The organism is Pseudoalteromonas sp. SG45-1, assembly GCF_014164135.1.
GTDB lineage: Bacteria > Pseudomonadota > Gammaproteobacteria > Enterobacterales > Alteromonadaceae > Pseudoalteromonas > Pseudoalteromonas distincta.
On the sequence record NZ_JACJEP010000013.1, the window covers coordinates 94,224 to 116,771 of the forward strand.

At 40.9% G+C, this 22,548-nt stretch carries 17 protein-coding genes; 7 read left to right on the forward strand and 10 right to left on the reverse strand.

From position 1 onward, the window contains the following. Nucleotides 1-77: 77 nt before the first annotated feature. From H5117_RS12485 to H5117_RS12510, 6 genes are all read right to left on the reverse strand, one after another. A complete protein-coding gene (locus H5117_RS12485) occupies nucleotides 78-1,370 on the reverse strand; it encodes a HAMP domain-containing sensor histidine kinase (protein WP_182738155.1) in 1,293 nt (430 codons plus the stop codon). Further along, the gene (locus H5117_RS12490; RefSeq protein ID WP_182738157.1) at nucleotides 1,367-2,050 is read right to left on the reverse strand and encodes a response regulator transcription factor; all 684 of its coding nucleotides are present in this window, start codon (nucleotides 2,048-2,050) and stop codon (nucleotides 1,367-1,369) included. The genes H5117_RS12485 and H5117_RS12490 overlap by 4 nt, the downstream gene beginning before the upstream one ends. Then, a complete protein-coding gene (locus tag H5117_RS12495; RefSeq protein ID WP_182738159.1) occupies nucleotides 2,050-5,238 on the reverse strand; it encodes an efflux RND transporter permease subunit in 3,189 nt (1,062 codons plus the stop codon). Before H5117_RS12495 ends, H5117_RS12490 begins: the two co-directional genes overlap by 1 nt. Next, entirely contained in the window at nucleotides 5,238-6,383 is a 1,146-nt protein-coding gene (locus tag H5117_RS12500) for an efflux RND transporter periplasmic adaptor subunit (RefSeq protein ID WP_182738162.1), read from the reverse strand. The genes H5117_RS12495 and H5117_RS12500 overlap by 1 nt, the downstream gene beginning before the upstream one ends. Further along, nucleotides 6,380-7,741, reverse strand: a complete 1,362-nt coding sequence (locus tag H5117_RS12505) for a TolC family protein (protein WP_182738165.1) — start codon at nucleotides 7,739-7,741, stop codon at nucleotides 6,380-6,382. The genes H5117_RS12500 and H5117_RS12505 overlap by 4 nt, the downstream gene beginning before the upstream one ends. 133 nt (nucleotides 7,742-7,874) lie before the next feature. Next, nucleotides 7,875-8,792 (reverse strand): LysR family transcriptional regulator, encoded by a 918-nt coding sequence (locus H5117_RS12510; RefSeq protein WP_220488585.1) that lies wholly within the window; start codon nucleotides 8,790-8,792, stop codon nucleotides 7,875-7,877. Between the two features lie 80 nt (nucleotides 8,793-8,872). Here H5117_RS12510 and H5117_RS12515 point away from each other — a divergent pair, with 80 nt between their 5' ends. The 3 genes from H5117_RS12515 to H5117_RS12525 all read left to right on the forward strand — a co-directional run bounded on the left by H5117_RS12515 (nucleotide 8,873) and on the right by H5117_RS12525 (nucleotide 11,693). Beyond that, entirely contained in the window at nucleotides 8,873-10,012 is a 1,140-nt protein-coding gene (locus tag H5117_RS12515) for an alkene reductase (protein WP_182738167.1), read from the forward strand. Between the two features lie 245 nt (nucleotides 10,013-10,257). Further along, nucleotides 10,258-11,022, forward strand: a complete 765-nt coding sequence (locus tag H5117_RS12520; protein WP_182725245.1) for a DUF6515 family protein — start codon at nucleotides 10,258-10,260, stop codon at nucleotides 11,020-11,022. A 170-nt stretch (nucleotides 11,023-11,192) separates the two neighbouring features. Beyond that, entirely contained in the window at nucleotides 11,193-11,693 is a 501-nt protein-coding gene (locus H5117_RS12525) for an RDD family protein (RefSeq protein ID WP_182738169.1), read from the forward strand. Between the two features lie 80 nt (nucleotides 11,694-11,773). Here H5117_RS12525 and lptG read toward each other — a convergent pair whose 3' ends face one another. Next, complete coding sequence (gene lptG / locus H5117_RS12530; protein WP_182715597.1) at nucleotides 11,774-12,841, reverse strand: LPS export ABC transporter permease LptG; 1,068 nt, start codon at nucleotides 12,839-12,841, stop codon at nucleotides 11,774-11,776. Then, nucleotides 12,838-13,950: an LPS export ABC transporter permease LptF gene (gene lptF / locus H5117_RS12535; protein ID WP_002962016.1), complete on the reverse strand. Its 1,113-nt coding sequence runs from the start codon at nucleotides 13,948-13,950 to the stop codon at nucleotides 12,838-12,840. The genes lptG and lptF overlap by 4 nt, the downstream gene beginning before the upstream one ends. 309 nt (nucleotides 13,951-14,259) lie before the next feature. Between lptF and pepA the strand changes: the two genes are divergently transcribed. From pepA to H5117_RS12550, 3 genes are all read left to right on the forward strand, one after another. Further along, nucleotides 14,260-15,771 (forward strand): leucyl aminopeptidase, encoded by a 1,512-nt coding sequence (pepA, locus tag H5117_RS12540; RefSeq protein WP_039490278.1) that lies wholly within the window; start codon nucleotides 14,260-14,262, stop codon nucleotides 15,769-15,771. Between the two features lie 149 nt (nucleotides 15,772-15,920). Continuing rightward, a complete protein-coding gene (locus H5117_RS12545) occupies nucleotides 15,921-16,367 on the forward strand; it encodes a DNA polymerase III subunit chi (RefSeq protein WP_002962020.1) in 447 nt (148 codons plus the stop codon). 53 nt (nucleotides 16,368-16,420) lie between these two features. Next, complete coding sequence (locus H5117_RS12550) at nucleotides 16,421-19,276, forward strand: valine--tRNA ligase (protein ID WP_182738181.1); 2,856 nt, start codon at nucleotides 16,421-16,423, stop codon at nucleotides 19,274-19,276. 117 nt (nucleotides 19,277-19,393) lie between these two features. Here H5117_RS12550 and H5117_RS12555 read toward each other — a convergent pair whose 3' ends face one another. Beyond that, nucleotides 19,394-20,644: an outer membrane protein transport protein gene (locus H5117_RS12555; RefSeq protein ID WP_182694013.1), complete on the reverse strand. Its 1,251-nt coding sequence runs from the start codon at nucleotides 20,642-20,644 to the stop codon at nucleotides 19,394-19,396. Nucleotides 20,645-20,927: 283 nt separating this feature from the next. Here H5117_RS12555 and H5117_RS20695 point away from each other — a divergent pair, with 283 nt between their 5' ends. Further along, a complete protein-coding gene (locus tag H5117_RS20695; RefSeq protein ID WP_154903641.1) occupies nucleotides 20,928-21,251 on the forward strand; it encodes a hypothetical protein in 324 nt (107 codons plus the stop codon). On the opposite strand, the gene H5117_RS12560 is transcribed toward H5117_RS20695, so the two are convergent. Next, nucleotides 21,211-22,425: an HD-GYP domain-containing protein gene (locus tag H5117_RS12560; protein ID WP_182738183.1), complete on the reverse strand. Its 1,215-nt coding sequence runs from the start codon at nucleotides 22,423-22,425 to the stop codon at nucleotides 21,211-21,213. The two genes, H5117_RS20695 and H5117_RS12560, sit on opposite strands and share 41 nt — an antisense overlap. Nucleotides 22,426-22,548: the final 123 nt, after the last annotated feature.

The window sequence follows — 22,548 nt, forward strand, 5'->3', positions numbered from 1 at the left end:
ATCACTAAGTTTTTTATATTCTCAGCGTTAAATTAAATATTTTTGAATGTAAAAAACCTAAGTATTAAGAAAGTCTATTAACTAAAATCGACCACCACTTCATAACGCCCAGGCATGTCGTTTACTTCGTATACCCAACCGTGTCGTTTTATTATTTTTTCGCTTAACTCTAATCCTAAACCGTAGCCAATATTGGCAGGCTTGTTTGTGTTATTAGCAGTGTGTGGCGTATCAGTTTGTTCGCTGCTATTTACTATAATCACACGGCTACCCTGCTGAGTAATTCGCACTTGCCCTTGTTGCGTATGCTGATACGCATTACGTATTAAGTTAGTAAGTACAATGTGACATGCGGTAGCTTCGGTATTAATAGTCGTATTTTGGTTATCGGTATTTATAAGTACATCAACTTGTTTTGAATTGAGTAAATAATCGAGTTCGTTACCCAAGGTCGTTATTTTTTCGGCTAGGTTTACGGGCTCTGGTGCACTTTGCTGGTCGTCATTTCTGCTAAGCCACAATAACGTCTCGGTTAAATCGCTCATGGTTAAACCGGCGCGCTCTATTCGCTGCAGTGTAAGGTGTTGTTTATCGCTTAAAGGTGCTTTTTCGCTTAAGCGGTTAAGTAATTCAACGTTGCTGCGAATAACCGAAATTGGTGTACGTAACTCGTGGCTCGCATAACTTAAAAAGCGCTGTTCTCGCTCAAGGCTGTCGTGAGCAGAAAGCAAGCTACTGCGTATTAGCGTTGCCAAGGTATTTAGTTCGTTATAGGTAAAGTCGGGCGGCGTGTTTTGTAAATTATTTTGATTTAGCGACTTAGCCCAACCGCGTAGTGACTCTACTGGTTTAGCTATTTTTTTCATTACCATAAACAAAAAGAAGGTAAATAAAGCAATTGCCGTAACCCCTGTTAACGCTATCCATGCCAACTTTTTTATAGGTTTATCGGGTGAGCTTTGTTTTTTAAGGCGCTCTTTTTCAAGCATAATACGTGATACGTAACGGGGCTCCCCTGCAGGATTTTGAAAATACGCTACAAAATAGAGGTCTTCCGGCATTGAAAAAAACGATGGTTTTACTTTGCTTTTTTGCAATACGCCAATCTCTGTAGGCTTTGTAAAGCGTTGCTGAATTTCGCTTGGCATGTCTTCCCAGCGACTCGCTATTTTAAAGCCAATCATTTCTGCAGGTTCACCGTTTTTAACCTCAGTAGATTGCGAAAGCGCATGCATTACGCCATTTAACCCTCGGTCTAAGCCATCAATAAAATAATTAACACTTAAAAACGAAAAACCAATTGCCATTAATGAACTTAAAAGCACCATGGTGGCAAAAAAATACAACCTCAGGCTGGGTCTAATTTTCATGCTTGTGTCCCATTTTTTAATTTTAGCGCAAACCCTACACTGGGTATTGTTTCTAGTACGGCTTGGCAATGCGCTTGCTCTAGCTGTTTACGCAAATGATGAATATGCACTTTTAAGCTATTGCTGTCTGGCTGATCGTCTCCCCATATTGCTTGCATAATTACCTGTCGGGTTACCGGTTTTTGCTGCTCTCGCACAAGCACTTCTAATAACTTAAAAGTAATGGGTGATAACTTTAAACTGTGCGCAGCCACTGTTGCTGTATGCGCGGTTAAATTAAGTGTTAAATTAGTAAAGGTAAGTCGCTTAACCTCTCCACTTTTACGCTTTGCTAATACTTGAACCCGCGCTACTAGCTCTTTCATCGCAAATGGTTTTACTAAATAGTCGTCACTACCGGCTGCAAACCCCTCAAGCTTATTGTCGAGGCTATCGCGCGCTGTCAGCATTAATACAGGTATATCAATGCCTTGCTCACGTAAAGTTTTACACATGGTTAAACCGTCCATTTTGGGCATGTTTACATCTAATATAATCATTTGATATTGATTACGTTCTATTAAATTTAAACCCATTACGCCATTACTTGCATGGTCACACTCTATTGACTCAATTTCGAGATAATCAACAATGGTGGTTGCCAAATCTATGTCGTCTTCAACCAGTAGTACGTTTATCATTAAGAGGCTACTTCCTGCGTTTTATTTTTAGCACCTAGCGATATTAGCACAGCATCAATACCGCGTTTAGCATCGGTTTGAATCATCAATAATGCCGGTATAAGTATTAAGGTAATAACAGTGGCAAACAAAATACCGTAGCCAAGTGATGCCGCAGCAGGAATTAAAAATTGTGCCTGCATTGAGGTTTCGCTAAGTAGCGGCACTAAGCCTGCGTACGTTGTAATTGAGGTAAGTAATACCGCACGTAATCGGCTCGTACACGACTCAACTATCGCATCGTGCGTGCTCATGCCCTCTTCTTTTACTAGTTCGTTAAAGCGTGAAACAAGTAATAAGCTGTCGTTTACAACTACCCCACTGAGCGCCAAAATACCATTTAATGACAATATACTAATGGTTAAGTCGTTCCACCAATGTCCTAAAATAGCGCCCACAATGCCAAACGGAATTGCTACCATAATCAACATAGGTTGAATGTACGATTTAAGCGGAATAGCCAGCAACACGTAAATAACTAATAAAGCTGCTACAAACATAGTGCTCATTGAGCTGGTGGTTTCGCTTTGTTGCTCTGCCTCTCCTGCAAAATACACACTTAAGTTAGGAAATTGCTGTGTTAACTCAGGAATTAAGTCGCGCTTTAAGTTAGCAACTAACTCGTTTGGAGCAATCACGTTTTTATCCACTTGGGCGCTTAAATAAATTGCACGAAGTCCATCAATGCGGGTTATTTCATCTTGCTGATATTCACTGCTTACTGTGGCTACGTTAACTAAAGGGACAACCGTGCCATCGGGTAGGCGAATACGCGACTGCATTATATCGGCAGGTGTTTTACGAGCATCTTCTGGGTAGCGTACACGTACTTTAACTTCGTCTTTATTACGTTGGTAGCGCTGTACAACTGCACCACCAAAGGCTTGCAGTACTTGCTTTGATAAACTGGCTGTATCCATGCCAAGCGCGCGCCCTTGTGCATTTAGGGTAAATTTAAGCTGTGGCTGACCTGGGTTTAAGTTGTCGTCTATTCCGTTAACGCCTGCGGTATTTTGTAAGCGCTCCTTAAATAGTGCGCCCGCCGCCATTACGGTTTCGTCGTCCCACGCTTTAAGCTCAACTTTAAAGTTATCAACCATTTTACGCGTGGCTAATATTTGTAATTTTTTACTGCCCTCAAGGCTACCTGCTACGCGCTGCCACTCTTGAGCAAATTCGCTTGCTGTAAAAGCGCCTTCGTTTAATAGCTCAACACTTACTTCACCGCTGGTGTCGCTGCTACTAATGACTTGTAGGCTGGTTATTTCGCTTTTGTCAGAGCTCAACTTAGTCATTAAGTTTTGCTCTGCTTGTAATGCACTTTGCTCAAGCGTTAATAAGTTTGTGTTTGTTTGCCCATAAGCGGCGTCGTTTTGCATAACTAAATCGGCTGTTACAGTGTCGCCTGCAATACTTGGGAAAAAACCAACTTTAACTGTGCCTGTCATCGGCATGCCAATAACTAATATAAAAAAGGCGATAAACGCAGCCACTACGGCGTATCTAAAGCGCAGTGAAAATTCAATAACCTTGCAGTAAATGTTTTTGCTAAACCAGCTTAAGCCGCTATCAGCACCATGTTGTATTTTTGACCACAGACCTGCTAAGCCTTTTTTAACTTGGCGTTTAGTACTAATGTGGGCTAAATGCGAGGGTAAAATAAGTTTTGATTCAACAACTGAAAGCAGTAAACAAATAGTCACTACAGTGGCAAATTGAGAGTAAATTTTACCTAAGTTACCTGACACATTCGAAAGCGCCACAAACGCAGCCACCGTGGTTAACACCCCAAATATTGTTGGCACAGCAACCTTCATGGTGCCTAAAACTGTATTATTTAATGTATCGCCATGCTTTTTACGTGTGGTGTAAATACTCTCGCCTACAACAACGGCATCGTCTACCACTATGCCCAGCGCCATAATAAAGCCAAAGGTAGTCATTTCGTTTATGGTTAGTGCGGTGTAGCCATCGGTCATAAAATAAAGCGTGCCAAAAAATACAAACGGCAAGCCACCAGCCACCCACAGTGCTACACGTACATTTAAAAATATGGCAAGTATTACAAACACCATAATAATACCGGTCACCGCATTTTTAGTAAGTAGCGATAAACGCTCGGTGATCATGGTGCTTTTGTCGTGCCAGCTTTCAAGCTCTACATTTTGGGGTAATAAACCGCTTTCGTGCCATTTATCTATTACGCTATTAGCTTGTTCAACAATGGTAGTTATATCGCTGTTATCGCCCATTAAAATTTCAACGCCTACGGCATTTTGTTGGTTATAACGGCTTAATGAGTTGCTATCTTCGGCAAATGAGTCGGTAACTGTTGCTACATCGCCTAACTTAATTTGTGTGCCTGATGCGGTTGTTAACAATACAATATTGGCAAAGTCGCGCTGCCAGTAAGCTTGGTCGGCGGCTTTTAAGCGTATAATTTTACTGCTATCGCGCAAACTAGTCGAAAGCGGGCTTGATGACTCATTATTAATGACCTCACTTACATCACTAATAGTTAAGCCATACGCTTGTAATTTACCTTCGTCGATTTCTATGGACATCATCGGGTCGAGCACACCCGATTGCTCTACGTCGCTAATGCCTGATTGCGCTAATAAATCGGCTTTAAGTTTTTCACCCAGGTTTTGTAATGTATGGCGATCGGCATCCCCAAAAAGTTGCAGCGTTAATGCATGATCTTGCCTACGGGCTTTATCAATAACAGGTTGCTCAGCATCTGCCGGAAAGTTATTAATAGCGTCAACTTGGTTTTTAACGTCAACAAGTAACTCATCGAGTGAGTAATCAGTACTTTTTTCAATGCTTACATGGCTGCCGCTAGCATCGGATGTAGAGGTAATACGTTTAATACCCGATACGGTTTCGAGCGCTTCTTCTATTTTTAACGCTATTCCTTCTTCGGCTTGCAATGCATCGCCACTGTCGTAAACCACCGATACCGAAATAGTATCTGGCTCTAAACTCGGAAAAGCCTCTTTACGTAAAGTCGTAAGCGACATAATACCCATTACAATCACACTAACTAACAATAAGTTAGCGGCAACAGAGTTATTTGCAAACCAATTAATAATACCGTGCAGCGGGTTATTATTGCTGGGTAATTGAGGTGGTTGATGAGGGCTCATTATTGTATCTCCTCAACTATTGGATTTACTTTCATGTCGTTTAAGTAACTAACAAGTGGGCGCGCCACCACTTTTAGATTTTTAGCACCATCTACTGGCGTAATATATACGTAATTCCCACGCTCAAATACTTTATTAGCGTGTGTGCTTACTAAGCTATTTTGATCATTTACGTACCAAATTAAGCCATCTTGAGATACCGCCGAAGCAGGCAGTTTTATTACGTTAGTTAACTGCTTACCGGCAATTTCTACCGCTAAAAATGTGCCAGGCAGTAACGGCGTTGTTTGCTCAAACGGTTTATCTAAGGCAACAATTACGCTGCGTTGGCGCGAGCTGTCATCAAGATGTTGCTCAAAACGTGCAATATAACCGTTCCATTTAGTATTAGTGGTTACATCAGTTAAAATAACATCGCCTGATTTATTATTTGCTAGGTTTTGCCACTGACTTAATGAAAGCGGTACCGTTATTTCTACTTTGTCAGTGCTGTTTAGCGTGGCAAGCGTATCGCCAATACTCACATAAGTACCTAAATCTATATCGCGCGATAAAATAACAGCGTCAAATGGTGCACTTAACTGGGTGTTATTTACATCACGCTGTGCGGTTTTAAGTGCATATTGTGCTTTATCGAGCGTAGCTTGCGCGGCTTCTAACTGCAGCGTTCTAAATACAAGCGGCGAGCTTGGCGCTTGCGTAACGCCTGAGCGATCCCATTCACGTTTTGCTTGATTACCTAAATCTTGTTCTTCTTGCAGTGCTAGTTTTGCATCAGCCAATGTTGCTTTTGCGCTAGCTAGAGCTTGTAAGTATTCGGTGTCATCAATTTGTGCAAACACCTGCCCTTTAGTTATTAAGTTACCGGTCGAAAATTGCTCGCTCATACTGGTTACTTCGCCTTTAACTTGTGCTTTTAAGCTAAGTGACCAATGCGCTTTAGCTTCACCGTGGCCGCTAACATAAGCCTGATAAGTGCTCGGAGCTGCATTAATTACCGATACATTTGGGGCAATAGCTTTAATAGCGGCTGGTTGTGGACTATTTGCTTTTTCAGCCATTTTTTGACCGTTATACATAATAGCAAGCCCTATACAAACAATAGCAACAAGCGTTACAACAACCGGTGTTGGCGAAATTTTCATGACGATACTCCAAGGCCCAAAGCGAGGCCTAAATCTATGCGGTTAGTTAAAAGGGTGTAGTTTATTTGGCTAAGCTGCGCTTGCAGGTCGTATACTTTTTGTTGCACTGTTAGCAAATCTAAAATATCAACCAAACCTTGTTGATACTTACTTTGATAGTTACTAAAGCTGCGTTTAGCGCTAGCAAGTGCATTGCTAATTTGCAGTTGCTGCTCGGTTAATGATTGCTCCTGCCCGAGTGCATTTTCAACTTCGTTTACCGCACTTAGCAGCGTATCTTGGTACTGCCAAAACGCTTGCTCGGCATTTAATTTTGCAATATCAACTTGCGCACGCAGTGCTCCACCTTCAAATAAAGGGGCACTTAAACTGCCTAATAAACTCCACACTGGGCTGGTTAATAATGATTGGCTTGGCGTGCTTGCAAAATCACTCAGTGATGCCGAAAGCGAAATACTCGGTAGTAGCTCTTTGTACGATACATCAACCAAGTAATGCTTTGCCTGAATGTTGTAATAGGCACTTTGTAAGTCAGGTCGGCGCGCCAAATCTTGCTCTGGTAATGTACTTAATGGCTCAATAACGCTTGGCAGTGTTAATGTACTTGGCAGGTTTTGAAGTTTATCAGTGCCTACAATTAGCATTAAAGCACGCTTTGCTTTTGCTATTTGTTCTTCGTAATCGGCAATGGTCGCGCGGGTAGATGCCGTGCTAGTACGGGCGGTATCAAGCGCTTCTAAATCACCTAACCCATATTGGTAGCGCTCTACAATACTTTGCTCATTATTTTGTAAAACAACTAAACGTTGTTGCTCTATATCGAGCAAATTTTGCTGCAAAATAATGTTTAAATACGTGCGTATCACGCTGGCTACTAAGGTGTCTTTAGCGCCTTGATAAGTAGCTTGATTACTGGCAATAGTCATATCTTGCGCGGCTACGTTGTCAGCAATTTTTTGCCATATATCGGCTTCCCAACTTATACCTACTGATGAGCTGTATTGCGTGCCTTCGGTTTTACTGCGCTGCGCGTCAAATCCTGCATCTACACTAAACCACTGACTTGCAGCAGTTACATCACGCTGCGCATAAGCTAGTTTTAATGCAACATGCACTTGATTAAACGATGGGTTATTAGTAACAGCTTGCTCAATAAGCGAATCAAGCCCTTCTATATTCACCAAATCGGTAATGTAATTTACTTGCTGTGCGTTACTTTGCGTGTACTGCCAGTTTGTATGTTGTTTTAGCGACTGCTCAGTACTATTACCTTGATAGCTTGGCTGACTACTACATGCAGCAAGCGTACAACTAAGTGCAAGTAAAAAACCGGTTGAGTGCTTTTTAAAATAAACCATTTAACTATGCCTAATTCGTACTATTACACATAGCTTATTAGGTCGAGGGTTAAGGAGGGGTTAAATGATTTAATCTAAATATTGGGTTGCTAATTTAACAGTAAAAAGTAGTCACTTTAGATGTTTTATATCGTTATAAGTTTTGTAATTGCTCTATCAACCATTTATGAATAGGGCTGTTATTAGTACGCGGATGCCATGCGGCTATTACTTTAAATGTAGGGGGCAGAGCTTCTATTTTTAGCTGTTTAACTTTGCTGTTTGGTAATAATCTTGATGGGTAAAATGCGAGCATATCGGTTGTATGTAAAATGTCGGGCACCGCAGAAAAACTTGGTACCGACATTACAATATTACGTTTTAACCCTTGGCTTTCAAACCACTGATCGTGTGAGCCGCGCAAATTTGCACGAGATGGCGACACCACTAGCTGTGGATGCTTTGCAAATTGCGCCAAACTCAAAGGTTCAGTGTAAGTAGTGTTACCTATACCGGTAATACACAAATGTTGTTCTTCAAACAAGGTGATATAAGAAAGGTTGTCGGGTATAAATTCTGGAAAGCTTATCAGCAAATCAAGCTCGCCTGCCGTTATAAGTTGATTAACGTTATCTGATGCAAAGTCGCGCACAATCAACTTTAAACCTGGCGCTTCGCGGCGGGTAATATTAAATAATTGTGGCAATAAGGCCTGCGTGGCGTAGTCGGTTGCGCTTATGGTAAACACACCTTTATAAGTTTGCGGGCTAAACTGCTCGGGCTCTAGTAACGACTCTAATTGCTTTAAAATATGATTAACAGGCGCCTTGAGTCCTTGCGCTTTAGGAGTAGCAACCATGTTATTGCCTTGGCGTATAAACAAGCGATCGTCAAATAAATCTCGTAGCTTTCGTAGTTGCTCACTAATGGCTTGTTGCGTTAACCCCATTTTTTTGGCTACTTGCGAAAGATTTTGCAGTTCTAATAAGCTACTGAGTACTCTTAACTGTTTTATATCGAGCCGACTAATACCATTCATAATTGTATGCTGCACAAAAAAGTGTTGTTTCAAATTGTATCTTTAAATATCTATGCTGCCAATGTTGCTTAACCACTATTTAAGCCTTTGTTTGCTTTATAAGAGAATTTAAAATGAAATTAGATTTAGTTAATACCGCTCCTTTATTCTCATCAATTGAGCTTGGCCCTTTTACACTTAAAAACCGTATTGTGATGCCTCCTCTTACTCGCTCTCGCAGCACTCAGCCTGGCAATATTCCTAATGAATTAATGGCTGAGTATTACTCGCAGCGCGCATCGGCTGGCTTTATGGTTACCGAAGGCACACAAATAGAACCTCGTGGGCAAGGTTACGCTTGGACCCCAGGTATTCACTCGCAAGCACAAATTGAAGGCTGGAAAAAAGTAACACACGCGGTACACGCTAAAGGCGGTGTTATTTTTGCTCAGCTTTGGCATGTAGGGCGCGTATCGCACGCCACACTGCAACCAAATTCAGGTAAACCGGTTGGCCCTTCAGACATTGCAGCTGACAATGTAAAAGTATTTATTGAAACCGCACCTGGTGAAGGCGCATTGGCTGACCCAAGTGAGCCTCGTGCATTAAGTACTACTGAGGTTGGCGAGCTAGTAAACATGTATGCGCAAGCTGCACGCAATGCTCTAGAAGCTGGCTTTGATGGTGTGGAGCTTCATTGTGCTAACGGCTATTTAGTTAATCAGTTTATTTCTGAGCATACTAATAACCGTGACGATCAATACGGTGGAACGCTTAGTAATCGCCTGCGCTTTTTAAAAGAGATAGTTGAAGCGGTAAGTGACGTTGTAGGCGCAAACCGTTTAGGTGTACGCTTTGCTCCTTTATTTGAAAGCACAGATGAAACACGAGTGTATTTAGGGCTTGTTGAATCAAACCCTCATCACACTTATATCCAGGCAGTTAAAGTGCTTGAGCAAGCAGGTATTGCTTACTTATCGATTGCGGAAGCTGATTGGGATAACGCTCCCGATTTACCACAAGAATTTTATAAAGCAGTACGAGCTGAATTTTCAGGTCGCATTATTTATGCTGGTAAATACACAGTAGAAAAAGCGGTACGTATTTTAGGTGAAGGTTACGGTGACTTATTTGCATTTGGTCGCCCATTTATAGCTAACCCTGATTTACCAGAGCGTATAGCAAATAATTGGACGTTTAACGAAGCTGATGCAGCCACTATGTATGGCGGCACTGAAGTAGGTTATAGCGATTATCCTTTTTATCAAAAGTAATTAACCTGCAAAGCCAAGGAAGGCTTAATTACTAATTTCGTATCCATTTTTTGTGATACCACTAATCATTTTGGTGTATTAAAACGTTCCTAAAATCGTCAAAAACTAGAAATTATGTCAAGAACCGTCAGTAAAATGTAAAAAGCTGTAAGCATAACTCCGTTTGCTGTTGTATGTCAGTTAACATTCAGTTTGAGCCGCTAGTATTGAACCCAGTTATGTAAAAACATAAACGAGGCAATATTATGAAACTTACTTTTTTACTACCTGCCCTGCTCGCCATTGGCGCAGTATCAGGCTCTGCGCTTGGAGCACAAAACGAGCGAGAGAATGATAAAAGCTTTAAACGCGATCACGACAAACGTGTTGAATATAAACGCGATGAACGCCGCCATGAAAAAAAGCAGCGTATTGAGCATAAAAAAGAAAAACGAGAAGACCGTAAGCAAGAAAAACGTAAACTTGCTAAGTACAAACAGGAAAAGCGTGAACTACACCGCTACAACCAGCGAAAATATAACTACTTAACAAGCCATCATAATTCAGTCCCTTACAGACAAAATCGATTTATAAACCATTTACCACGCAATAGCGCATCAATCAGATTTAATGGTATTTCGTTTACGTTTAACGACGGCCTTTATTACCGTAAAGCTAAAAGAGGCTACCATGTTGTTAAACCACCTAGAGGCCTGCGTATAAATACGCTACCAAGAAATTACAGGCATTTTAAACACCATAATACGACTTACTACACTTATCAAAATGTGTACTACATTGCAGATAATAATGGTTATACGGTTGTTGATGAGCCATCAACTCGCCTTAATCAGGCAATAAAAGTGGGTAATGTGAATGACTATAGCTTGGGCCAAACTTACGATTCATTGCCTCAGACAGCACAGGCCGTAATAATTAACTCACAGCAGTATTTTAAATACGGCGATATTTATTTTTTACCGCAAATAAGTGGTGACGACATAAAATACCTTGCCATTAAGCTAGGTTAAACTCGCTATAAATTAAAAGGCCTTACTGTAAATAGTAGGGTCTTTTTCATTCCCCTCCGTAGGTAGTAATTTACAGCAATAAAATCAATTCTCTCTAAACATTAACATGTCTTAGTATTTGTAAGCTTTTTTGTTAAACTAGCTCGCATATTAATAGTGAGAGTGTATTTATGTCGGGTGAGTTTCCACGTGCTGGTTTTTGGCGCCGTTTTGCGTCGTTGGTCTACGATACGTTAGCCATTATTGCGTTTGCGATGTTAACTGTAGTGCTGTATTTATTTGCAGTACAGGGGCTTATTTCTCTCGATGTAATTAGTTTAAATGGCGCAGAGGATGTATCTGCATTTATTCAAAATTCAACTCTTCTTTCGGGTATTCGTACCGCTCTTTTAATTATTGTTAGCTTAGTATTTTTTGGCTACTTTTGGACTAAAAGCGGGCAAACCATTGGCATGCGTGCATGGCGTTTAAAAGTACAAACTCTTGAAGGTAATTTAATTAGCTGGCCGCAATCAATTACCCGCAGCGTTAGCGCTTTACTCGGTCTAGGTAATTTGGTGGTGTTAGTCGATTTTAAAAACAAAAAAGCACTGCAAGATTACATCTCTAAAACAGAAGTTATTGCGCTTACTAAAGAAGAAAACAGACGTATTTATAGTGAGCTTGATTAATACCTGCTTTCCAGAACTGGTAATTAAAAAGCAAAAAGGGTGACTACTGGTCACCCTTTTTAATGCTTTGAATAGGTACTCTATACCCGTTTATTCATCAAATATGTCGCAAAGCCTATAAATATAATACTGGGCAATACCGCCCCTATAATGGCAGGTATTTGGTAAACCATAACTACAGGGCCAAATATTTCATTAGTTAAGTGAAACACGATCCCCGTTACAACACCCATAATAATACGTGCGCCCATAGTAACGGTACGCAGTGGGCCAAATATAAACGAGAGCGCCACCAGCAGCATTACCGCTACAGATACAGGCTGCATAAGCTTACGCCACAGTGCAAGCTCGTAGGTACTAGTGTCTTGTTCGTTTTGCTCTAAGTAAGTTAAATACGACCAAAGCCCAGTAAATGAAAGTGACTCTGGTTTTACCGACACAACTCCTAACTTTTCAGCGGTCAATTGCGAAGAATAAAACTCTTCAGGTAATTGCTCTGTTGTGGTTTTTTCGCTAGTAATAATAACCTTATTTACGTCACGAAGTAGCCAGCCATCTTTTCGGCTCAGTGCATCTTTTGCTTTAGTGATTTGGGTAAGCTCTAACGATTTGTCAAAGTGGTACATGTGTACCCCATTGAGCCTGCCGTTTTCGTCAACATCTTCAATATTAATAAAATTGCTGCCGTCTTTAGCCCATACACCTTTTTGTGTGTTAAATACATCGCCGCCATGTATTGCTTGGTTACGCATTTCTTTGGCGTGTAATTGCGCTTCAGGTGCACCCCATTCGCCAAGTGCCATCATGCATACAGCCATAAATATGGCCGTTTTCATCACAGAGCCAATTATTTGTAAGCGCGACATACCAGCCGCTTGCATCACTACCAGCTCACTGTTTGAGGCAAGTGCCCCCAAACCCGTTAAGCCACCAATTAGCGCAGCCATCGGAAAAAACACCACTAAATCGCCAGGTATTGTGTAAAGCGTGTAAAGCATTGCGGTCATTAAATCGTAACTGCCACGCCCTACCGACTTTAGCTGGTCGATAAACTTAATTAAGGTGCTAATACCAACAAGTACCAACAATGCAAAGCCGGTAGTTTGTAAAATACTGCGGCCTAAATACCAATCAAGCGTTTTCATCATGAGCCTAACTCCCGCTTAGTTACAACGGCTTTAAGCCAAGCGCCCAACGGTCGCCCTTTTATAATTAATAATCCACCTATAAACAAGGCACTTAGATGAATCCACCACAAGCCAATTGAAGGCGGAATTTTGCCATCTTCAACTGCAAATTTAGCGGCATTTAGTAAAATAAAATAGCCTAAGTACAAGCTTATAGCAGGCACTAGTTTTGCAAATTTACCTTGGCGAGGATTAACCACACTTAGCGGTACTGCCAGTAAGGTAAGTAACGGAATTGATAATGGAATAGCGAGTCGCCACTGCCATTGAGCAATAGATTCAGGAGTATTAATGGCGAGTAATTGATTAGTAGGCACAGCCTCTAATTTACGGCGTTGGTGCTCTATTTCTTGTTCTCGTATTTGTACGCTGTAACCATCAAATTCTGTTAAGTTAAGTGCAGGCGTTGTGCCATCTGTTTCGTAACGTTTACCGTCTGTTAGCACGAGCTGTTGCTCACCATTTACTGCTTCAACCACAACACCTTGCTCTGCATATACTAAGCGCGCTAGGTTGCCTTTTTCGCTATCGGGTAACTGTGCAACAAATACCTTATTGAGCTCTTTGCCACCCTTTTCAATATTATGAATAAACACCACGGCTTTTTCGTTACCGGTTTCTTGGAACCGCCCAGCTCTGAGTGCGGATAGCCCCGCATCGGCTTTGGCTTGTTCTTTTAATTGATACTCTTGCTCGCTTGCCCACGGCGCTATATACATAGTCAGTGCTGCGGCTAATATAGCAAGCCCTACACTTGATATAAGTGTTACGCGCACAACATACCATTCACTTACGCCACAGGCTTTAAGTACGGTCATTTCGCTATCGGCGTAAATACGGCTGTAGGCTAAAATAATGCCTAAAAATATACTCAGCGGAAGTATTAGCGAGGCTAGTTGTGGAAGTTTTAGTGCAATCATCGATAGCACTAATTTAGCAGGAATGCTGCCCTCAGAGGCATCACCTAAAATACCAACTAACTTTTGTGACAAAAATATTGTCATCAAAGTTAAAAATACGGCGACCTGCGATTTTAAAACCTCAGCGGTCAAATAACGGAAAATTAGCAATGCTCGCCCCTGTTAAACATGGAATTTCACTACGATAGTGAGAATTGAATAGTTAAATAGCTATTTTACCCAATTAATACCGGCAAATAGGCTATTATTATAAGCCATCAAAATTAATTATCCTACCTAAGTGCACGATATAATGTTGCATTAGTAGCCCTTAAGCATATAAAGTTCAATTACACAGTAAGAGTCTAACAAAATCAGCTAAAATAAGAATTATCCTTACATAAGTTACGTAGATAAGACTAGAAAATACTTTTTTAGCCCCAACTTAGTAACTTAAACGACTCAAAACCAGGAGTAACAATGGAATTTAACGTAAAAAGTGGTAGCCCAGAAAAACAGCGCAGCGCATGTATTGTGGTTGGCGTTTACGAGCCACGTAGGTTATCCCCCATTGGTGAACAACTCGATAAAATTAGTGATGGTTATATCTCTAATTTACTTCGCCGTGGCGATTTAGAAGGTAAGCCAGGCCAAGTTTTATTATTGCATCATGTACCTAATGTATTAAGCGAGCGCATATTGCTTGTTGGTTGTGGTAAAGAGCGTGAGCTTGATGATAAGCAATATAAACAAATCATTTCTAAAACTATTAATACCTTAAACGAAACGGGCTCTATGGAAGCAGTCTGCTTTTTAACAGAGCAACACGTTAAAGGTCGCGACACCTACTGGAAAGTACGTCAGGCAGTTGAGACAACGCAAGACTGCTTATATACGTTCAACCAACTGAAAAGTAAAAAAGTAGACCCTCGTCGTCCACTTCGTAAAATGGTGTTTAACGTACCAACACGACGCGAACTAACTATTGGCGAAAGCGCTATTGAGCATGGTTTAGCCATTGCTGCAGGTAGTAAGCTATGTAAAGACGTAGCTAATATGCCACCAAATATTTGTAACCCTGTGTACTTAGGTGAACAAGCACAAGAGCTGGCAACTGATTTTGACAACATTACTGTTGATCTTATTGGCGAAAAGCAAATGGCAGAACTTGGTATGAATTCTTACCTAGCTGTTGGCCGAGGTAGTGATAACGAATCGATTATGTCGATTATTAACTACAAAGGCGCCGCTGATGACCAAGCCCCTATTGTACTTGTTGGTAAAGGTCTAACGTTTGATTCAGGCGGTATTTCATTAAAACCAGGCGAAGGCATGGACGAAATGAAATACGACATGGGCGGAGCAGCAGGCGTTATTGGCGCAATGCGTGCACTTGCACAAATGCAATTGCCGATTAACGTTATTGGTGTTTTAGCGGGTTGTGAAAACATGCCTGGCTCAAATGCGTATCGCCCAGGTGATATTTTAACAACAATGTCAGGGCAAACAGTTGAAGTGTTAAACACCGACGCTGAAGGCCGCTTAGTATTATGCGACGCACTAACATATGTTGAACGATTTAACCCAGATACGGTTATTGACGTAGCAACGCTAACTGGCGCGTGTATTGTAGCCCTTGGCGCGCATGCTACTGGTTTACTATCAAACCATAACCCACTTGCACACGATTTATTAAAAGCGTCTGAGCAAAGTGGCGACCGTGCATGGCAGTTACCGTTATGGGATGACTATCAAGATCAACTAGAAAGCCCATTTGCTGACTTTACGAACTTAGGTGGACGCTCTGCGGGTACTATTACTGCGGCATGTTTCTTATCTAAATTTACTAAAAAGTATAATTGGGCACATTTAGATGTTGCCGGTACAGCGTGGCGCAGTGGCGCTAAAAAAGGCGCAACGGGCCGTCCTGTTCCTATGCTTACTCAGTATTTATTAAATCGAGCGGGTGTAAGCGAAGCTACGCACGATTAATAATCTATTTAGCTATTTATAAGGCGCCATTTGGCGCCTTATTTATTTGTGTATTAATTGAAGCAAACCCCGTTATATGGCAAAATCTGCCTCTTAATTTGTGTATATCAATTTGGTATACATTCAATGTCATGGGAAACCCCGATACAATGAACATGAACGCTAAATTTTTCGTTCTAAAGCAACAAGATGAGTCTAAAGCGAAGGCTGACGATCATTTTGCATTGGCAGCTCAAATTGCGGCCGATCAGTATCGAAATGGGCAGCGTGTGTTTATTTGTGTTAACGATAACGAAGCAGCCTGTGCCATTGATGAAATAATTTGGGCATTCGATCCAGATAGTTTTGTGCCACATAATTTACAAGGTGAAGGCCCTAAAGGCGGCGCACCTGTAGAAATTGGTATTACGCCACCTGTTGGCAATCGTAAAGTTTTAATTAACTTGGCTACTCAGTTACCGGATTATATTCGTCGGTTTAACCAAGTTTTTGATTTTGTACCCGTAGAACCAGCTGCTAAGCAAGCAGCCCGCGAGCGTTTTAAAAAGCTACGCCAACTCGGTGCCAATCTCACCACGCAAGATATTAATAGCTAGCCAATCAGGCAAACTAACCAACTAATTTAAGTACTTATTTAAGGTTCTGTGTAATGGATAAAACCTACAATCCGCAAGATATTGAACAGTCTCTATATCAAGACTGGGAACAAAAAGGCTACTTTAAGCCATCTGGCCAAGGCGTACCATATTCAATTATGATCCCGCCGCCAAATGTCACTGGTAGCTTACACATGGGCCACGCCTTCCAAGATACAATAATGGATACCCTAACGCGTTTTAAACGTATGCAAGGTAACAACACATTATGGCAAGTAGGTACTGACCACGCAGGTATTGCAACGCAAATGTTGGTTGAGCGTAAACTGCATGCCGAAGAAGGCAAAACACGCCACGATTTAGGCCGCGAAGATTTTATTAATAAAATCTGGGAATGGAAAAAAGAATCTGGCGGTACTATCACTAAGCAGCTTCGTCGCCTTGGCGCATCGGTTGATTGGGATCGTGAACGCTTTACCATGGATGATGGTTTATCTGAAGCTGTTAAAGAAGTGTTTGTACGCCTCCATAAAGAAAACCTAATTTACCGAGGCAAGCGCCTAGTAAACTGGGATCCAAAATTACACACGGCTATTTCTGATCTTGAAGTTGAAAACAAAGACAAGCAAGGCCACATGTGGAACTTACGTTACCCATTAGCTGATGGCGTTACAACACAAGACGGAAAAGACTACATAGTAGTAGCAACAACACGTCCTGAAACCATGTTGGGTGACTCGGGTGTTGCAGTAAATCCTGATGATGAGCGCTACACAGATTTAATCGGTAAAGAGATTTTATTACCCATCGTTAATCGTCGTATTAAAATTGTTGCTGACGAACACGCCGATAAAGATAAAGGCACGGGCTGTGTAAAAATAACCCCAGCGCACGACTTTAACGATAACGAAGTGGGCAAGCGTCATCAAATGCCTATGATCAACATTTTCGATAAAGACGCCGCTATTCTTACCCAAGGTGAAACATACACCTTTGACGGTAAAGAGCTTGAGTTTGATGCACCAATACCTGAGCGCTTGCACGGCCTAGATCGTTTTGCAGCGCGTAAAGCAATTGTGGCAGAATTTGAAGAACTAGGTTTACTTGAAAAAATTGAAGACCATGGTTTAACGGTTCCTTACGGCGATCGCTCTGGTGTGGTAATTGAGCCACTGCTTACCGACCAATGGTATGTACGTGTTGCACCACTTGCTGAACCTGCAAAAGACGCTGTTAAAAACGGCGACATTCAATTTGTACCTAAGCAATACGAAAACATGTACTTCTCGTGGATGAACGACGTACAAGATTGGTGTATTTCACGCCAGCTTTGGTGGGGTCACCGCATTCCAGCTTGGTACGACAGTGAAGGCAATGTATTTGTTGGTCGCGACGAAGCTGAAGTACGCCGTGAAAACAACATTGCAGATAACGTAACACTAAGCCAAGACGAAGACGTACTTGATACGTGGTTCTCGTCAGCACTTTGGACTTTCTCTACACAAGGTTGGCCTGAAAATACCGATGATTTAAAAACCTTCCATCCGTCTGACGTGCTGGTAACTGGTTTTGATATTATTTTCTTCTGGGTTGCGCGCATGATTATGATGACGCTGCACTTTGTGAAAGACGAAAATGGCAAACCACAAGTTCCGTTTAAAACCGTGTATGTAACGGGCTTAATACGTGATGACAATGGCGATAAAATGTCTAAGTCAAAAGGTAACGTACTTGACCCACTAGACATGATTGACGGCATTGAACTTGAAGACCTAGTACAAAAACGTACTGGTAACATGATGCAGCCAAAACTTGCCGCTAAAATTGAAAAAGATACGCGTAAAGTGTTTGCAGGCGGTATTGAGGCACACGGCACCGACGCCCTTCGCTTTACACTTGCTGCAATGGCATCTACCGGTCGTGATATTAACTGGGACATGAACCGCCTTGAAGGTTACCGTAACTTCTGTAATAAATTATGGAACGCGAGCCGTTACGTATTAATGAATACAGAAGAGCAAGACTGTGGTTTTGCAAACGATGCACAAAAAGAGCTTTCATTAGCTGACCGCTGGATTTTAGGTCAATTTGAGTCAACAGTTAAAACATACACTGAGCACCTTGATAACTACCGCTTTGACTTAGCTGCTAATACGCTTTACGAATTCACTTGGAACCAGTTCTGTGATTGGTACTTAGAGCTAACTAAGCCGGTATTATTTAAAGGTAATGAAGCGCAACAACGTGGTACACGTAATACACTTATTACCGTACTTGAAAGCTTACTGCGTTTAATGCACCCAATGATGCCGTACATCACTGAAACGATTTGGCAACGTGTTGCACCGCTTGCAGGCCTTGAAACAGCAAACACCAGCATTATGGTTCAGCCGTTCCCTGTATATAATGAAGCAAGCGTTGATGCTAAAGCGATGGACGACTTAGAGTGGGTTAAACAATTCATTTTAGCTATTCGTAACATTCGTGGTGAAATGGATATTAGCCCAAGTAAACCGCTTAGCGTATTACTTGCTAATGCATCAAGCGACGACGTGCGCCGTATTGAAGAAAACAAATCATTTTTAGCATCACTTGCAAAAATTGAAGAGTTTACAATGCTTGAAAACAAAGACGACGCACCTGCATGTGCAACGTCTTATGTTGGCAACCTTGAGATCATGATCCCAATGGCGGGCTTAATTGATGTAGAAGCCGAGCTTTCACGTATTAATAAGCAACTCGAAAAAGCAGAAAAAGGCCTAGCACAAGTGCAAAACAAACTCGCTAACGAAAAGTTTGTTAATAACGCACCTGAAGCGGTACTTGCTAAAGAAAATGCAAAACTGGCTGAGTTTAGCGATGCTAAAACTAAGCTACTTGAGCAAAAAACTAAAATAGAAAGCTTATAAGCTTTCATAAAATGCCTATTAACACTATTTAATAGGCATTAAAAAAGCCGCTCACTTTAATTAAAGTGAGCGGCTTTTTTGTGCCCAGAGCCTAAGATCTAAGCATTTATACAAATATTAGAATTTGTAGTTGTACTGAGCGCCAATAAGTACTGCATTACCTTCTGACTCAAACTCAAATCCATCTTCTTCAAAGTTCTGAGTTTTACCACGGATGATACTTACACCAAGATCAACGTTAGAGCTTTGATCAATTGTGTAGTTACCACCGAATGAGAACCAAAAACGATCTGTATCTGGGATAGAGATCGACAGGTGATCTTGTGATACTGGAGACTGATCAAATGCTACACCAGCACGAAGTAATAAATCTTCGTTATATTGGTAATCTGAACCCACAGCGAAACGGTATGAATCAGAGAAGCTTTCATCTTTATTAAATGCGCTAAACTTATCGCCAGTTGGAGCTGTAACTTGTGCTTCTAATGAATCAAAGCTACTCCAACCTGTCCATAGAATACTGTAATGAAGACCAAGTTTTTCATCTAACTGATGAGAACCTGAAAATTCAGCTATTGCAGGAAGTGTTATTTCAACAGAACCAGGTAATTCAGTTCCATTTAATCCACGATAAGCTGTTGGTATTTGATTCGAGTAATCACCTTCGAATGTAATATCTGTTTCTGTACGATAATTAAAACCAAAACGGCTGTTATCATCAAGCTGATACATTAAACCAACATTTAAAGCGTAACCTGTGTCATCACCTTCCAAGTTCACAACTTCAGTGCTTGAAGCAAATGGTAAACCAGAGCCAGCATGACGCACAATAGTTGCATCAGCGTAAATTACGTTTAAGCCAATACCATAGCTAAACTTTTCAGTAACTTTATAAGCAACGCTTGCATTTAAGTTAACGGTGAAGATTTCTGTTTTACCAGCAATCTGTCCTGCTGAGTAGTCATCGTCAAAGTCTGTTGATAAACCAAAGTTAGAAAATGCACCAAAACCAAGCGATACTTTATCGTTATAAGGCATAGTAAAGTAAGCTGCTGGTACCACTGCACTTGGTGCAATGCTATCGTCATCTAATGAAGATTGATCAATACCAGTTGGCGCGCCTTCACCTTCTAAGCTTACATCTGGAATTACACCAATAGCAGCAACACTTAGTTGTTTATCTTTAAATAAAGTCATTAGTGCAGGGTTACGTGCAACTACAGACGCATCGTCTGCGATAGAAGCTTCACCAGCGTATGCACGGCCTAAACCCGATGCATTTTGCTCTGATAATTGAAACGCAGCTGCAAAGCTATCAGCTGAAACAAATGCAAGCGAAGCTGCAATAAGAGTTTTAGAAAATTTCATTGTTGAGTCCTTAACCAAACTGACTGTCTGGGTACTATGTGTGTTGTTATTAGGATTTGAAACTTTGCTACACTACCTTAATTTTTTGTAAAAAACTCTATGAATGCGTCAAAAAACAGCAAAAAACATGTTATTTAACGACATTTTAACAACTATTTAAAACTCATCGGATGAGAAATGTGTTATTAGAGTTAAAGCTCTAATTGTAATTAATTATCATTTAGATTGACTTGAAATATATAGCAAATTACACTCACTATAAAATCGCAAAGGAAGTAAAACTGTGATCATTTTATTTATTATTACAGGGCTAATATTTTGTGGGGCGAGTGTATTTTGCTTTTACAAAGCAAACTACTGCGCATGCACTCAAGCAGGACAATGCGATAACCCCGTAAACCATTATTGGTTAGGGGCAATGTTAAATGCGTTGATTTCTTTAGCGCTTTGTTGTTTTGCATTGCATGTAGAGTTAGGTACTTTGCTATGGTTAACACTGATGGGGAGTTGTTTTTTGGGTGCGTTTATTTCTGCAAAACAAACTAAAAAAAGGCAATGCAGTAAAACTAGTTCAACAAATGCTCTTTTAGCAGGCGAGACAAATTAATCTGATAATCAAGAGGCTTAACACTTGCTAGTATTTTCAGCTCTTGGGTGTGCTCACTTAAATCTATGTCTTTAGGTGTAACATGATGATTGTGCTTAGCATTATAAAATAGCTTAATTTTAGGTTTTATAGGATTTAATACGTTCCCCTCAAGCACTAAGGCTAAACGTTCATTCGTTAATTTTACAATAGTTCCTACCGGATGGACCCCCAAGCATTTTATAAAGCGTTGTACTAGTTCACCATCAAACAAGTGTTTATTGGCTAATAAGTAGCGTAATGCATTAATAGGCTCATCACCCTCTTGGTGCATTCTATCGGCTGTCATAGCATCGTACACATCTACAATTGCCATTATACGCGCCGGGCGACTTAACTTTTCAGCCTGCAGGCCTCGCGGATAACCAGAGCCATCTAAACGCTCATGATGATTTACTATCATATCGAGCATAAGGGGAGTTATACCCTTCTCACCTTTAACTAAACCTAAACCTTGGGCAACATGCTTTTTAATTGCTGCTAGCTCGTTATTACTTAGTTTAGTTGGCTTGGAAAATATACCCTGCGGTAATTTAGCTTGGCCTAAGTCATGAAGTAACGCCCCCATTGCAAGCTCTTGTACAACAGCCTTTTCATACCCTAAGTATTTAGCAAATACAGCAGTAAAAATGGCGCAGTTGATCATATGCCGCCAGTTATAGCTATGTTTGTCTTTTATACGAGTAAGAATAGTCATAGCGTTAGCATTACGAAAAACTGAGCTGACTATCTCGCCGGCAATTTCATCAAGCACTTTTATATTAACACTCAGGCCAGATGTTAAATCGCCATATAATGATTGTAACTTTCGGCCATGCTGATCGTAATTTACAGTCGCTTTAGCAAACTCCTGTTCGATAGAAATAGCTATAGGGGTTTTTTCTACTTTTTTTTGGCTATTAGATGTTTTAGGTGCGCTTTGGGGCTTATATTTGGCAGGAACTGGCGCATCACCTTTAGTAAAATCTATAAGCAGCTCGAGCACCCCTTCAGACACTAAACGCTTAATAATAGATTTGTCGCGCACCAAGCCACTGGTCTTAATTTTTATGCTATTGATCCCCTCGTGTTGCTTAGTAACGCTATCAACGTACATACCAGGGGTGAGCTCAGACACAGGCAAAGTAATTAGCATAAAGGTGAGATTTTTTACATTTAAAGTAGATGTACCTTAAATAGCATTAATTAAGCTTAAAAGTCTAGTTTTTGAGTTGTAAGTAGTGATATATAACTACAAAGGATTACTTGCTGTATCACT